Genomic DNA, 14,868 nt, shown 5'->3' on the forward strand with positions numbered 1-14,868 from the left:
ATGGAGGTGGGGGTGGCGGGGGAGTGCGCCGGGCAGCGCCATCTGGTGGCCCGGCTGCGGCTGGTGGAGCAGCGGGTCCGGCGGGCCGTGCAGGTGCGCCGCGAGGGTGAATCGCAACCGGACGACCCGTTCCGCGGCCTGTACCTCTCCGAGGAGGCGGTCGAGCGGATCCTGCGGACCGGCCCGCTGCCCGAGGGGCCCGCCGACCCCACCGACCCCACCGACCCCGACGGCCTCGACGACCCTGACGGCCCCGACGGCCCGGCTGACGCGGCCGAGGCGGCGGCCGTCGAGCAGGCCGCGGACCTGGCCGAGCTGGCAGGCGCCGACCTGCCCCTGCGCAGGCTGGCGGCCACCTTCGGCCTCACCCCGCTCGAAGTCGAGCTGCTGCTGGTCGCCCTGCTGCCGGACACCGACCCGCGCTTCGGGCAGCTGTACGGCTACCTCAACGACGACGTCACCCGGCGCCGGGCGAGCGTGGGCCTCGCGCTGGAGCTGGTGGGCGCCGGCCCGCTGCACCGCACCGCGCGTGCGGCCCTGGCCCCGGGCTCGGCGCTGCGGGCCGGCGGGCTGCTGCTCATGGAGGAGACCGAACAGCCCTTCCTGGCCCGCCCGTTGCGGGTGCCGGACCGCGTCACCGCGCACCTGCTGGGCGACGACACCGCGCACCCCGACCTGCTCGGCCTGATCGAGACGCCGACCGGGGTGGCGTCCGCCCAGTCTGCGGCCCTGGGGGGAGCGCTGCGGGCCGGGGCCGGCCTGGTGTACCTGCGCGAGGAGCCCGGCGGCTGCGCGAGCGCGCTGGCCGCGGCCGCCCTGGCCGACGCCCACCGGCACGCCCTGCGGCTGGACCTGGCGGCCCTGCTGACCCGGCCCGCGCCCCAGGAGACGCTGGCCACGCTCACCCGCGAGGCCCGGCTGATCGGCGCCGGCCTGATCGCCGGCCCGGTCGACGCCCTCACCCCGGAGCACACCCGGCTGCTGCGCCGGCTGACCGCCCTGCCCGTGACGGTCCTGCTGACCGGCCGCTGCGGCTGGGACCCGTTCTGGTCCGGCGACAGCCCGCTCCAGCTGAACGCCGCCGCGCTCACCGCCGGCGACCGGGCCGCGCTGTGGACGGCGGCGCTGGAGGAGGACGAGCTCGACCCCGGGCTGGACGCCTCCCAGGCCCTCGGACCCTACCTGCTGACCCCCGACCAGATCCGGCGCGCCGCCCGGGCCGCCCGCCGCCAGTGCCTGCTCGACGGCGGCGGACCCGTCCGCGCGGGTCACCTGCGTGCGGGCGTGCGGGCGCAGAACGCCGCGGGACTGGAACGGCTGGCCCGCCGGGTCGAACCCGCGGTCGGCTGGGACGACCTGGTGCTGCCGTCCGCCACCACCGGGCAGCTCGCGGAACTCGCCCTGCGGGCCCGCCACCGCGACCAGGTGCTCGGCACCTGGCGGATGCGCCCGGGCGGCGGCCGCGGGCGCGGGGTGATGGCGCTCTTCGCCGGGGACTCCGGCACCGGCAAGACGATGTCCGCCGAGGTGATCGCCGCCGACCTGGGCCTGGACCTGTACGTGGTCGACCTCTCCACGGTGGTGGACAAGTACGTCGGCGAGACCGAGAAGAACCTGGAGCGGATCTTCACCGAGGCGGCCGGCGTCAACGGCGTCCTGCTCTTCGACGAGGCCGACGCCGTCTTCGGCAAGCGGTCCGAGGTGAAGGACGCGCACGACCGCTACGCCAACATGGAGAGCGCCTACCTGCTCCAGCGGATGGAGTCCTTCGACGGGATCGCCGTCCTGACCACCAACCTGCGCGCCAACCTGGACGAGGCGTTCACCCGCCGGCTCGACGGTATCGTCGACTTCCCCGTGCCGCAGAGCCCCGAACGGCGGCGGCTCTGGGACCGCTGCCTGGGACCGCTGCTGCCGCGCGGAGCCGACCTCGACCTGGACTTCTGCGCCCGCTTCGAGCTGGCGGGCGGCTCGATCCGGGCCTGCGCCGTGACGGCCGCCTACCGGGCGGCGGAGGCGGGCCGTCCGCTGGGCACGCCCGACCTGGTCGAGGCGGTGCGGCGCGAGTACCGCAAGCTCGGCCGGCTGGTGCTGGACCAGGAGTTCGCGCCCTACCTGTGAGCGCCCGCGCCCGCGCCCGCGCCCGCGCCCGCGTCGGAGTCGGCGTCCGGTGCGGGCCGGCGTCGTCCTCCGGCGTGGGCGGGCGGCCCGGCGGCTGCCCCTACGGGCAACCGTTCACTGCCCCTGGCCGGCGTCCGATGGTCATGCCCGCGCGGCGGTCGAGGGGCCAGGCTGCTGATCGACTCGAAGACCAGGGAAGAAGGGGCCAAGGATGCCGTCGTATCTGTCACCCGGCGTGTACGTGGAAGAGGCGCCCAGCGGTGCCCGCCCGATCGAGGCGGTCGGGACGTCGGTGGCGGCCTTCGTCGGCTTCGCCGAGAAGGGCCCGCTGCAGGAGGCCAGCCTGGTGACCAACTGGAGCCAGTACGTCCAGACCTTCGGCGACTTCGTCGACGGGTGCTACCTGGCCCACGCGGTCTACGGGTACTTCGCGAACGGCGGGGGCATCGCCTACGTCGTGCGGGTCGGTGGGCAGGCCGCCGCCTCCGGTGCCGGCGACGGGGACGGTGACGGGGCGCGGCGGCTCGCCGGCGGCGACCAGCCCGCGCAGCCGACCGGCGGGGCCCCGGCGGCGCTGGGGACGTTCAAGGCCTCCGTGCGGGCCGGCGTGGCGGGCGAGGTGACCGTCGAGGTGGCCGACGCCACGGGTGAGAACCCCACCGACGACCGCTTCACGCTGATCGTCAGGCAGGACGGCAAGCAGTTGGAGAGCTTCGACGTCTCGGCGAAGAAGACCGCCAAGAACTACGTGGTGACGCAGGTCCGGGAGCGTTCGACGCTGGTCCACGTCGAGGAGGAGGGGGCGCCGGCCCGGCCCCGCAACCAGAGCCTCGCGCTGACGCGGGCCGCCGGTGCCGCCCCCACTCCCGCCGCCCCCGCCGGCGCGCCGCCGCTGCCCGAGCCACTGACCCCGCAGGAGTACATCGGGGACGCCGAGAGCCGCTCCGGTTTCGGGGCGCTGGAGGCGATCGACGAGATCACCATGCTGGCGGTGCCCGACCTGATGTCCGCCTACCAGCGGGGCATGATCGACGAGCAGGGCGTCAAGGCGGTCCAGACCGCGATGATCACGCACTGCGAGCTGATGGGCGACCGGATCGCCGTACTCGACCCGCTGCCCGAGATGACCCCCCGCCAGGTCAAGGAGTGGCGGGTCGAGGGGGCCGGCTACGACTCCAAGTACGCCGCGCTGTACTACCCGTGGATCAAGGTCTTCGACCCGTCCACCGGCAGGAACCGCTTCGTGCCCCCGAGCGGCCACATGCTGGGCGTCTGGGCCAGGAACGACGCCGAGCGCGGTGTGCACAAGGCGCCGGCGAACGAGGTGGTGCGCGGGGCGATCGAGCTGCAGACCAACGTCACCAAGGGGGAGCAGGACCTGCTCAACCCGATCGGCGTCAACTGCATCCGCGCCTTCCCCGGGCGAGGCCTGCGGATCTGGGGTGCGCGGACGCTCTCCTCCGACCCGGCCTGGAAGTACATCAACGTCCGACGGCTCTTCAACTACCTGGAGGAGTCCGTCCTGTTGGGCACCCAGTGGGTGGTGTTCGAGCCCAACGACCCGTACCTGTGGAACACCATCCGGCGCAACATCTCGGCCTTCCTGACCGAGGAGTGGCGCAAGGGCGCGCTCTTCGGGGCGACGGCGAACGAGGCCTTCTACGTCAAGTGCGACGCGGAGACGAACCCCCCGCAGTCGATCGACTCCGGCCAGGTGGTCTGCGAGATCGGGATCTGCCCGGTCAAGCCCGCCGAGTTCGTGATCTTCCGGCTGGCGCAGTTCTCCGACAGCACCAGCCTCGTCAACGAGTGAGTGCCCCCACCTCCTCCCCGAGTAGCGAAAGGCGGTAGCAGCAGATGGCCGACTCCGGTGACACGCTCGCCACACACACGTTCAAGGTCCAGCTCGGCAGCATCCAGGTGGAGACGGTGCAGGAGGTCTCCGGCCTGAGCATGGAGCTGGACACCATCGACATCGTCCAGGTCAACGCGCAGGGCAAGCTGATCATCCGCAAGCTGCCCGGCGCCCGCAAGGGCGGCGAGGTGACCATCACCCGCGGCATGGACCAGGCCAGCAGCTTCACCACCTGGATCAAGCAGACCTTCGAGAACGGCGACGTCACCGCGGCCCGCCAGCAGCTCAGCATCATCTTCACCGATGCCAAGGGCGGCCAGGACCGCACGATCAACCTCAAGAACGCCTGGGCCAGCAAGTGGGAGGGCCCGGGCCTGAAGGCCGGCGACGGCTCCCCGGCGACCGAGAAGGTCACCATCGTCTTCGAGGACATCGAGTTCCAATGAGGCGCGGTGGTGGTGCCGGCCCCGCCGGGGACGTCGGGGACATGGCGGCGGACGGTGCGCGGTTCGGTCCGGGTGGCCCCCGTGGGGCGAGTTCGTCGTCGGGTTCGTCGGGGGGCTCCCCGGGCGGCGGGCAGGAGCGGATCAGGACGGAGTTCGAGTTCGAGCTGCCGCGTGGCTACCTGGACGCGGCGGGCACCGTGCACCGCCACGGCGCGATGCGACTGGCCACCGCCCGCGACGAGTTGACGCCGCTGGTCGACCTGCGGGTCAAGGAGAACCCGGCCTACCTGTCCGTGGTCCTGCTGGGCCTGGTGGTCACCCGGATCGGGACGATCACCGAGGTGCACGCCGGCATCGTCGAGCAGCTCTTCGCGTCCGACCTGGCCTTCCTCCAGGACTTCTACCAGCGGATCAACGCGGAGGGTCACACCCGGGCCGCGGTCGTCTGCCCGGCCTGCCAGTCGCCGTTCGAGATCGACCTGGCGGGTGGGCGCCTGGGGGAATCGTGACGTACGCGACCGATCGGCTCCACGAGGAGATCGCGTACATCGCCTACCACTTCCACTGGCCGCAGGAATCGATCCTCGACCTCACCCACGCGCAGCGTGCTCGGTGGGTCCGCGAGATCGCCCGGATCAACACCCGGATCAACGAGAGATGAGGGACGGATCGTGACGGTGCGGGACCGGCTGGGGCGACTGTGGCTGCCGTCGCGCCCGCGACCTCGTCCGGCCGCGGGGGAGGGAGCTTCGGCGGGTGTCGGTGCTGCGGAGGCAGCCCCGGCGCTGCCTGCGGACGGGGGCTGGCGTGCCGTCCCGGTGCTGCGGCGCGCGCTGGCCGATCCGGCGCCGATCTCGGACCCGAACGGCTTCCGGGACTCGCTGACCACGCATCAGAGGCCCACGCTGACGCGTGCGCCGGGCCACCTCATCACGCCGATGGCTCCGTCGGGCCTGCTGCACGGCCTGGCCCGGCCGGTGGCCGGCCGGCCGGTGCAGCGGGCCGCGGCGGGATCGCTGACCTGGCTGCGACCGCCGGCCGATGAGGTGGGCGCAGTGGGTGATGTGGGCGAGATGGGTGAGCTGGCCGGATTGGACGAGGTGCGTGGGGCGCGGCTCCCGGGCGAGGTCGCCGGTTCGGGCGGGGCTCGCCCGGGGGAGCGCGGGAAGCTGCCCCGGCTGGCGGTGGCGCGGGCGGCGGTGAAGCCTGTGGGTGAGAGTGCCGTGGACTCGTGGGGGTCCGGTCGCATGACGGTGGCGCGCTCCACGGTTCTTCCCGCGCGGCGGTTGCCAGCGCGGGGCGGTGGAGCGGGTGGAGGGGTGGGCGGTGTCGCGCTGCCGCCTCCTGGGGACGCAGCCGCGGCTGCGGGGGTGCCGGCGGGGGTGGTTGGGCCGGTGGGCGGTGGTCCGACGGGGGCCGTTGCGCCGGTGGCACCAGCGGCACCAGCGGCGGTTCAGCGTGCTGTGAACACCGGTGGGTTCGGGCTGCCGTTGCCGTCGCTGCCGGCCACCGCGCGACCGGTCACTCCTACCCGAGCCGGCACTCCGACGCCGACGCCGACGCCGACGCCGACGCCGACGCCGATGCCGATGCCGACGCCGATGGCGATGCCGACGCCGACTCCGTCGTCGGCGCCCCGGGACGCGGCTGGTGCCCGGACCGCGCCAGTGGCCGGTCCGGCAGCGGAGCCCGGCCGCGCCGCAGCCCGGCGTCCGGGTCTGGGGAGGCCGCTCGACCCCTCCCGGCCGGACGCAGCCGCCCTGCCGTCGGCGGCCCCGGGGAACTCGGCGACCCCTGCGCCGACGTCGCTGCCAGGCAGGGCCGTTCAGCGAGCCGCTGCGGAAGGCCCGGCGCAGGTGGTGCACTTCGCCGGCGACGCTCCCGTCACCGGCGCAGCCCAGCCGCTCCCGCTCTCCGATCTTCCCCCGGTGAAGCCGGGAGCCGGTCGGCCGGTAGCAGTGGAAGGGCCGGTGCCGGTTGCTCGACTCGACGTTCAGCGAGCCTCATCCGGCTCGGACGGCGACGGCGGTGGCACGGTGCTCGGCAGTGGACCAACCCCCCTTCCGGTCGCCGCTGTTGGGCCGCACCCCTCGTCCCCCGACCTGCCGTCTGCCCTGACCCCGGTCCTCCGCACGGAGGCGGCGACGGCCACCCCGCCACCGCCGAACGGCGGTTCAAGGCGCCGTGCTCAGTCGTCCGAGCCCAGCACGCGGGAAGCGGTCGTGCGCCCGAGCAGTGCAGGCCCGACCCCCGCCGCCGACGCGGCCCTGCCGGTCCAGCGGGTGGCGGCCAGTGACACCACGCCGGCCGCGCCGCCCGCGCTGACGTTGCGTGGGGGCGCTGTCGACCACGCCCTGGTGGGTGGGAGCCCCCGGCCTGGGCGCACGGAGGACACTGTGGACACCGCAAGTGCCCTACGGAAACCGCAGGTTCGACGGAATGCGGACGAGCGCACGACCGGCGTGGCGGCGGGAGGTGTCGGAGCGGGGCCGGTGGAGTCGCGTGTGGAGGTGCAGCGGGTCCGGTCCGAGGCGGAGGTGGCGCCGCGTCCGGCGGGACCGGGGGTACCCGTAGGGTCTGCCGCCGCCCCAAGGTCCGCCGCGCCGCTGACTGTTCTGCGGCTGCTCGCCGATCGGCCGCTGCGTCCCGTGCTCGCGCACGAGCCGTCGCCGCGCACTGACCCGGCACCCGTCGTGGCACCCCTGCGGTGGGTATCGCGGGAGCCGGAGCCGGAGCGGGAGATCGCAGCGGGCGCCGGCGGGAGTGGTGCGGCCGGCGCAGCTGCAGTGACGGGGTCCACCACAGCTGCTCCCGGTGGCGGTGATGCGACCCCGAGTCCGGCGCGGAGGTCCGGTGGGGAGCGGGTAGCACGGTCCGGCGGAAGGCGAGTACCGGGACTGGTCCGGCGCGCGCTGGGTGTCGCCGACGCGCTGGGTGTGGTCGCGGGGCGGGCGGCGGTACAACGGACGTCGGACGGCTCTGCGTCGCGCAAGCGTCCGGCGCCGGCCGCGGACCCGATGACGGTCCAGCGGAAACAAGGGCATGACGAGCGGACGCCCGGCCGGGCATCGGTGGTGGCGCGGCGGGTGGCGGACAGTCCACCGGCCGGCGCCGGCGCGGGGGCAAGCCCGAGTCCGGGCGCGAGCCCAAGTGCGGGTGCGGGTGCGGGCCCAGGCGGGGGCGCAGGTGTGGGCGCAAGTCCCAGTCCGAGTCCGGGCGCGGGCCCAGCCGCGCGAGCCGGTCAGCCGTCGCAAGCCGCACTGGCACCGGCGGCGGGGCCGGCCCCGCCGCGCGTGGTGCCGGGTACGTCCGGCCCCGTGGCACTCCTCGCGGCTGCCCCGCACGTCGGTGGCGCGCCCGGCCTGTCCGCCCGAGCCTCCCGACAGCCGGTCGGCCCGGTGACTGGAGCGCCCAGCGGACCTGCGGTGGGTCCAGCGCCCGCGCCATCACCGTCACCCGCGCCAGCGCCCGCGTCGCCGGTCTCCGCGCCGGTGGGCTTCGCGGTGCAGCGTGCCGTGGTGCCCGTGCCCGTGCCCGTGCCCGCGCCGGCCGGACGCCTCGTGCAACGGGCTGAGCGCCTTCCGGCCCAGCCAGCACCGCCGCCCGCGTCACCGCACTCCGCACCGCTGGGCTTCGCGGTCCAGCGGGCCGTGGCGCCCCCGCCCCCGGCGGCCGGACCCGTCGTGCGACGGGATCCGCGCCTTCCGTCCGTCGCGGCAGCGGCGCTCCCGGTGGCACGGCCTGCGCCTGCGCCGGCGGGTCCCGGGGCCGGTCTGCCGTCCCCCGCCGTCGTCGTGCTGCGCGCTCCACGGCGGGACGCCACCCCCTACCGGCCGGAAGCCACCCGCGCCGATCTCCCGCCCGACACCGCGCCGGGTCAGCCGCGTCGGCCCGGGCTCCCGTCGACGCCCCGGAGCCGGACGGCGGCGGTGCCGGAGGGGGCGGCCGGTAGCCGGCCGGTGCCACCGCACACCAGGGCGTCGGCCGCCGTCCCGGTGTCGGGTGCGCCGGGTGCGGGGGCACTGCCCGGTCAGGCGGTCGACGCCGCCGGGTCGGGGCCGCTGAGCCGCGAGCAGGTGGACCAGCTGGCGCGCCGGCTGGTCGATCCGGTCAGCCGGTTGCTGCGCGCGGAACTGCGGCTCGGCCGGGAGCGGGCCGGGCGCCTGCTGGACGGTGGCCGATGAGATCGCAGACGCAGCACGACGACCCGGGCACCAGCGTCCACTTCCGCCTGCAGATCGACGGCATCGACCTCGGGCACTTCACCACCTGCTCGGGGCTGAGCGCCCAGGTGGAGGTGGAGCAGCGCGTCGAGGGCGGCAACAACGGCTTCGTCTGGCAGCTGCCGACCCGCGTCACCTTCCCCAACGTCACGCTCACCCGCCCGCTGACGTCGGACTCCGCCAAGGTGACCAGGCTCCTCGTCGGGCTGCCGCAGCACGTCACGCGGGGCACCGCGCAGATCTCCGCACTGCGCCCGAACCTGCTGGACGTGATCGCCGAGTGGTCGCTGCGCGACGTGCTGGTGGTCGGCTGGACGGGTCCGTCCTTCGACCCGGCCCAGTCGCAGGCCGCGACCGAGAGCATCGAACTGGCCTACCACGGCTTCCTGCACTGAGCCGGTCCCCGTGGTCCGGCCGCCCCACCAGCCCCAGCCCACCCCAGCTTCACCCCCGTCCCACCACTCGTCGTCCACCCGTGAGGAGTCACCCGCGATGCCCTCCCCGGCCCGTGCCACGCTGACGGCGTACGAGCCCCCCAAGCGGCCCGGCCAGCCGCCCGGCGAGGCGCTGGGCACGGTGGCGTTCCAGTTCAACCCGCACACCCTCGCGCTGCGCAAGGGCGCGGGGTGGGTCACGCACCCGAGCCGCGCCGCGCACCAGGTCGGCGCGCCGGAGTTCACCGGGGCGCTGCCGCGCCGGGTCGGCGTCGAGCTCTTCCTCGACGCCACGGCGACCCATGACACGGCCGTGCAGCGGAGCGTCGAGACGCTGCTGGGCTGGTGCGCGCCCACCGCCCGCAGCATCGCGGCCAAGGCGCCCTGCGCGCCGCGGGTCCGGTTCTCCTGGGGCTCGTTCGACAGCGCCTCCTTCTTCGGCTACCTGGAGGAGGTCAGCGCGACGTACACCCTGTTCGACGCCAACGGCACCCCACTGCGGGCTACCTGCGACGTCCAGCTGACCGAGGCCGGTGACCCGACGCCGCGCCAGAACCCGACCTCCGGCGCGCCGTTCGCCCGCCGGGTGCACCGGTGGGTCGCCGGCGACTGCCTGGAGCTACTGGCCTACCGGGAGTACGGGGACCCGGCCGCCTGGCGGCTGATCGCGCAGGCGAACGGGATCGACGATCCGCTGCGTCTGCGCCCCGGGACCGAGGTCCTGGTGCCGGCCGCCGACGAGGCAGGGGGTCGCTGAGCCCCATGACCGTGGGAACGAACACCACCGCCTTCGTCATCGGGACGCCGCATCCGTTGCCGCCGCCCTGGGACGAGGTGCCGGTCGACCTGCACGTGGAGGAGGGTGCCGGTCTGCCGGCCGTGGCGCAGCTGCGCTTCCCGGATCCGGACCGGGCCCTGCTGGCGGCGACCGGGATCGGGATCGGCACCGCGGTGACCATCCGCGTGCGACCGGGTGAGGAGCCCACCGCGCCGGCCCTGTTCAGCGGCGAGGTGGTGGCGCTGGAGGCGGAGTTCGACGGCCAGGGCAGTTTCACCACCGTGCGCGCCCTGGACCTGTCCCACCGGCTGCGGCGCGGTCGCCACATCGCGGGCTTCCCCGGGCGCAAGGCGTCCGAGATCGCGGCCGATCTGGCGGGCCGGGCCGGGATCCCGCTGGGACGGATCGACGAGACCGCGACGGTGTACCCGCTGCGCACCCAACCGAACGTGTCGGACTGGGAGTTCCTGGGCGCGCTGGCGGAGGAGAACGACCGGGAGGCGGGCGTGGCGGACGGCCGGTTCTTCTTCCGCTCACCCGAGCCCGCGGCCTCGGCGCCCGGGCCGTCCACGGCGGCGGCGCAGAGTCCGTACGTGATCGAGATGGGGGAGAACGTGCTCTCGATCCGCTCCTCGGTGACCTCGGTGAACCAGGTCGGCGCGGTGCGGGTGCGCGGCTGGGACGTCCAGCAGAAGAAGGGGCTGCTCTCCGAGCGGACGGTGCGCGCCGGCGCCGGGCCGCTGCTGGGGCTGGACTCCCCGAAGGTCGTGGCGCCGTTCCCCGCCGCGCACCTGCTGGTCACCGACGTGCCCTACCGTACCGACGCCGAAGTCCAGGCGGTCTCGGCGGCGTTGGCGGCGCAGCTGGCGGCGGCCGTGGCCGAGCTGGAGATCACCGTGCTGGGCAATCCGCGGCTGCGGATCGGGACGCCGATCTCGCTGATCGGCGCCGGCGCCCCCTTCGACGGCAAGTACACCGTCACCGCCAGCCGTCACAGCGACCGCCCGGGGCTCGGCTACGAGACCTGGGTGACCGTCAGCGGGCGTCAGGACCGCACCTCCCACGGGCTGGCCGCCGGCGCCTGCGCGCCGGCGAGGTCGGCGCGGGTCCCGGGGGTCGCCATCGGCGTGGTCACCGACATCCAGGCGCCCGAGGAGTGCGCGGGACAGGGCTGGGTGCGGCTGTCCTTCCCCTGGCTCTCGGAGGCGGCCGGCCAGGAGCCCGGCTACGTGAGCGACTGGGTGCGCACCGTCCAGCTGGGCGGCGCGGGGGGTGGCGGCGTCTTCAGCCCGGAGGTGCACGACGAGGTCCTGGTCGCCTTCGAACAGGGCCTGCTGGAGCGGCCGGTGGTGATCGGCGGCCTCTACAACGGGGTGGACGCGCCGACGCCCGACGACAGCCTGGAGCTGGTCGACAAGTCCACCGGCAAGCTCAACCGGCGCTCCTTCGCCTCCCGCGGCGGCCACCGGATCGAGCTGCTCGACGCCGCCGCCGGGCCGGCGGGGGTGCGGCTGCGGACCCACGAGGACCGGCTCAGCATCCACCTGGACCAGCAGGAGACGGTGATCACCGTGCACAGCGACGGGAAGGTCACCGTCACCGCCGCCGAGGAGGTCACCGTGTCCGGCAAGGGCATCACCCTCGACGCCGGCGCCGGCGCGCTGACCCTGACCGGCGAGTCCGTCACGGTCTCGGGCAGCAGTGGGATCAGCCTGGACGGCGGCCCCGAATGCACCATCAAGGGCGGCCTGGTGAAGATCAATTGAGGACACCGGAGACACCAGGGACGCCAGCGACCCGAGCGACCCGAGCGACCCCCGGTACGGCCGGTACCCCCGGTACGGCCGGTCGCCGTGGCAGCGGGTGGCCCGGTGGCTGAGCAGTTCGTCGGATCCGGCTGGGCCTTCCCGGTGCGCACCGGCTCCTCGGGTGGCATCGCCCTGGTCACGGGCGAGCGCGAACTCACCGAGTCCATCACGCTGATCCTGGCCACCGCGCCCGGGGAGCGGCCGATGCGCCCGGAGTTCGGCTGCGCGGTGCACGAGCACGTCTTCGCCCGGGCGGACGAGGACACCGCGGGCCTGATCGCGTACGAGGTCCGCCGGGCGCTGGACCGCTGGGAGCCGCGCATCGAGGTCGAGGACGTCGAGGTGTCCTTCGACACGCAGGACAGCGGCACCCTCTACATCGACATCCGGTACACCGTCCGCGGCACCAACAGCCCGCGCAACCTGGTCTTCCCGTTCTACGTGATCCCCCTCCACGACGACACCCGCGGCGGCGACCCCGCAGGCGGTCAGGACGTCCCGCACCCCCAGGAGAGTGACCGCTGATGGCCCTGCCCGCCCCCGACCTCGACGACCGGCGCTTCCAGCACCTGGTGGACGAGGCGAAACGATTCATCCAGCAGCGCTGTCCCGAGTGGACCGACCACAACGTCTCCGACCCCGGCGTCACCCTGGTCGAGGTCTTCGCGCACATGGTGGACCAGGTCCTCTACCGCCTCAACCGGGTGCCGGAGAAGAGCCACCTGGCCTTCCTCGACCTGATCGGCGTCACCCTCTTCCCGCCCAGCGCGGCCGAGGCGGAGCTGACGTTCTGGCTCACCACCCCGCAGGCGGCGCCGGTGGCGCTGCGCCGGGGCACCGAGGTGGCCACCGTGCGCACCGACACCGAGGAGGCGGTGGTCTTCGCCACCACCGACGACCTCACCGTGGTGCCCTGCAGCCTCACCCAGGTGCTCACCCAGGCGGCGGACGGGCGGCCGGTGGAACGCGGTGCGGACCTGCTGAACGGGCAGGACGTCGCCTGCTTCGCCGCGGTGCCCGGCGCCGGCGACGCCGTGCTCTTCGGACTCTCCGCGGCGGTGCCGGGCTGCGTGGTGGCGCTGCGGCTGGACAGCAGGGCCCGCGGGGTGGGCGTCGACCCGCGCCGCCCGCCGCTGCGGTGGGAGGCCTACGACGGCAGCGACTGGCAGCCCTGCGAGGTGGGGCAGGACGGCACCGGCGGCCTGAACAAGCCGGGCGACGTGCTGCTGCACGTGCCCCACGGGCACGCGCCGGCCGCCTTCGCCGGGCACCGGGCCGGCTGGCTTCGCTGCCGGGTGGTGGCGCCCGAGGCGGACCAGCCGGGCTACTCCCTGTCGCCCACCGTCCGTCGCGCCTCCGCGTTCACCATCGGCGGCACGGTGGCCGCGGTGCACGCCGAGACGGTGGCGGGGGAGGTGCTGGGCGAGTCCGCGGGCGTCCCCGGACAGCGCTTCACGGTCAGTCGGCCGCCGGTGCTGGCCCAGCGGGAGCCGCTGGTGGTGGAGGTCCTGGAGGACCAGGACTGGACCGGGTGGAGCCGGATCGAGGCGTTCGGCGCCTCCACCCCGCAGGACCGCCACTTCCGGCTCGACCCCACCACCGGGGAGATCACCTTCGGGCCGGCGGTGCGCGAGCGGGACGGCTCGCTGCGCCAGTACGGCGCGGTGCCGGCCAAGGGCGCCCGGATCCGGGTGCGGCGCTACCGCACCGGTGGCGGCCGCCGGGGCAACGTGGCCCCGCGCACCCTGACGGTCCTGCGCAGCTCGATCCCGTTCGTCTCCCGGGTGGAGAACCGGGCGGCGGCCGCGGGCGGCGTGGACGGCGAGACGGTGGAGAGCGCCAAGCTCCGCGGTCCCCTGCACCTGCGCGCGGGGGACCGCGCCGTGACCGTCTCCGACTACGAGCTGCTGGCCCGGCGGGTGGCCCCCGCCGCGGCCCGGATCCGCTGCCTGCCGGCCGGGGAGGGCGCGGACGCGGGGGGCGTGCGGGTGCTCGTCGTCCCGCAGGTCGCCGCGGCGCAGGGCGGTGACCGGCTGCGGTTCGAGCAACTCGTGCCGCCGGAGGGCATGTTGGCGGCCATTGCCGACCACCTGGACGCGTGCCGGCCGATCGGCGCCCGGGTGCTGGTCCAGCCCCCGTACTACCAGGGCGTCACCGTGGTCGCCCGGCTCGTCGCCGAACGGGCCGAAGCGGCCGGGCGGGTGCGCGAACGGGCGCTGGCGGCGCTGTACGACTACTTCGACCCGCTGACCGGCGGCTCCCAGGGCGCCGGCTGGCCCTTCGGCCGCCCGGTCCAGAGCGGCGAGGCGTACGCGGTGCTGCAGCGGGTGCCGGGCGTGGAACTCGTCGAGGACGTCAGGCTCTTCGCCGCCAACCCGCTCACCGGCGAGCGCGGCGCCCCGGGCGACCGGGTCGAACTGGACCCGCACGCGCTGGTCTTCTCCTACCAGCACCAGATCAGGGTGGACGAGCGGTGAGCGTCCCCCGCCCCGCGGGGCGCCGGTACGCCGTCCCGGGCCTGGCCACCCCGCACCCGCTCGGCGAGCGGCTCCCGGGCCCGTACGCGGACGACGACTTCACCGGACGGTTCGTCGCGGCCTTCGACGAGGTGCTCGCACCGGTGTTCTGCGTGCTGGACTGCCTGGACGCCTACTGGAACCCCGCGCTGGCACCGGAGGACTTCCTGGACTGGCTGGCGCACTGGGTGGCCGCCGACCTCGGCGACCAGCCGCCGGCGGCCCGCCGCGCCGCGGTGGCCTCGGCGACGGACCGTCACCGCCTGCGCGGGACCGCCCGAGGCCTGGCCGAGCAGGTCCGGGCGGTGCTGGGAGGGGACCCGCAGGTGAGCGAGAGCGGCGGCGCGGCCTGGTCCGCCGAACCGGGTGGACCGCTGCCCGGCTCCCCGCAGCCGTGGCTGCGCCTGCGGGTGCGGCTGTCGAGCACGGACCGCGCCACGGTGACCCGGCTGCTGGCGCCGCTGGTGGAGGCCAACCGGCCGGCGCACGTCCCCTGGACGGTCGAACTCATGGAAGGTGGCAGCGGTGCGGACCTGTGAGCAGTGCGGCGCGCGGACCGGCGCGGGCGACGACTTCTGCGGAGGGTGCGGCGCCTTCGTCGACTGGCAGGAGCCACCCGCGGCCACCGCGGGCCCTGCCGACGGCGTGGCGCCGGACGCCGCGGCCGTCCAGCCCTCCGAGCCTCCG

The 14,868-nt window shown here is 75.1% G+C and carries 12 protein-coding genes; all 12 read left to right on the forward strand.

All coding sequences use genetic code 11. The annotated features are described in order from the left end of the window. The 12 genes from ABD323_RS00170 (at position 1) to ABD323_RS00225 (ending at position 14,720) form a co-directional block, all read left to right on the forward strand. A complete protein-coding gene (locus ABD323_RS00170) occupies positions 1-2,121 on the forward strand; it encodes an ATP-binding protein (RefSeq protein ID WP_344437746.1) in 2,121 nt (706 codons plus the stop codon). 211 nt (positions 2,122-2,332) lie between these two features. Next, positions 2,333-3,934 (forward strand): phage tail sheath family protein, encoded by a 1,602-nt coding sequence (locus ABD323_RS00175; protein ID WP_344437485.1) that lies wholly within the window; start codon positions 2,333-2,335, stop codon positions 3,932-3,934. A gap of 44 nt (positions 3,935-3,978) precedes the next feature. Further along, complete coding sequence (locus ABD323_RS00180) at positions 3,979-4,422, forward strand: phage tail protein (protein ID WP_344437487.1); 444 nt, start codon at positions 3,979-3,981, stop codon at positions 4,420-4,422. Continuing rightward, complete coding sequence (locus ABD323_RS00185) at positions 4,419-4,931, forward strand: hypothetical protein (protein ID WP_425555814.1); 513 nt, start codon at positions 4,419-4,421, stop codon at positions 4,929-4,931. Before ABD323_RS00180 ends, ABD323_RS00185 begins: the two co-directional genes overlap by 4 nt. Then, positions 4,928-5,083: a DUF6760 family protein gene (locus ABD323_RS00190; protein WP_344437491.1), complete on the forward strand. Its 156-nt coding sequence runs from the start codon at positions 4,928-4,930 to the stop codon at positions 5,081-5,083. Before ABD323_RS00185 ends, ABD323_RS00190 begins: the two co-directional genes overlap by 4 nt. Before the next feature lie 3,298 nt (positions 5,084-8,381). After that, positions 8,382-8,606, forward strand: coding sequence for a hypothetical protein (locus ABD323_RS00195; RefSeq protein ID WP_344437493.1), 225 nt, complete (start codon positions 8,382-8,384; stop codon positions 8,604-8,606). Then, positions 8,603-9,040 carry a phage tail protein gene (locus tag ABD323_RS00200; RefSeq protein ID WP_344437495.1) on the forward strand — a complete coding sequence of 146 codons (438 nt, stop codon included), beginning with the start codon at positions 8,603-8,605 and terminating at the stop codon, positions 9,038-9,040. Before ABD323_RS00195 ends, ABD323_RS00200 begins: the two co-directional genes overlap by 4 nt. Positions 9,041-9,137: 97 nt before the next feature. Next, entirely contained in the window at positions 9,138-9,836 is a 699-nt protein-coding gene (locus ABD323_RS00205; RefSeq protein ID WP_344437497.1) for a CIS tube protein, read from the forward strand. A 5-nt stretch (positions 9,837-9,841) separates the two neighbouring features. Then, on the forward strand, positions 9,842-11,623 hold the full coding sequence (locus ABD323_RS00210; RefSeq protein ID WP_344437499.1) for a VgrG-related protein: 1,782 nt from the start codon (positions 9,842-9,844) through the stop codon (positions 11,621-11,623). Between the two features lie 105 nt (positions 11,624-11,728). After that, the gene (locus ABD323_RS00215) at positions 11,729-12,190 is read left to right on the forward strand and encodes a GPW/gp25 family protein (RefSeq protein ID WP_344437501.1); all 462 of its coding nucleotides are present in this window, start codon (positions 11,729-11,731) and stop codon (positions 12,188-12,190) included. Then, a complete protein-coding gene (locus ABD323_RS00220) occupies positions 12,190-14,142 on the forward strand; it encodes a putative baseplate assembly protein (RefSeq protein ID WP_344437503.1) in 1,953 nt (650 codons plus the stop codon). The genes ABD323_RS00215 and ABD323_RS00220 overlap by 1 nt, the downstream gene beginning before the upstream one ends. Next, entirely contained in the window at positions 14,139-14,720 is a 582-nt protein-coding gene (locus ABD323_RS00225; RefSeq protein ID WP_344437505.1) for a phage tail protein, read from the forward strand. The genes ABD323_RS00220 and ABD323_RS00225 overlap by 4 nt, the downstream gene beginning before the upstream one ends. The last annotated feature ends 148 nt before the right edge of the window (positions 14,721-14,868 follow it).

Origin of the sequence: Kitasatospora nipponensis (assembly GCF_039528135.1) — a bacterium.
Classification (GTDB): domain Bacteria; phylum Actinomycetota; class Actinomycetes; order Streptomycetales; family Streptomycetaceae; genus Kitasatospora; species Kitasatospora nipponensis.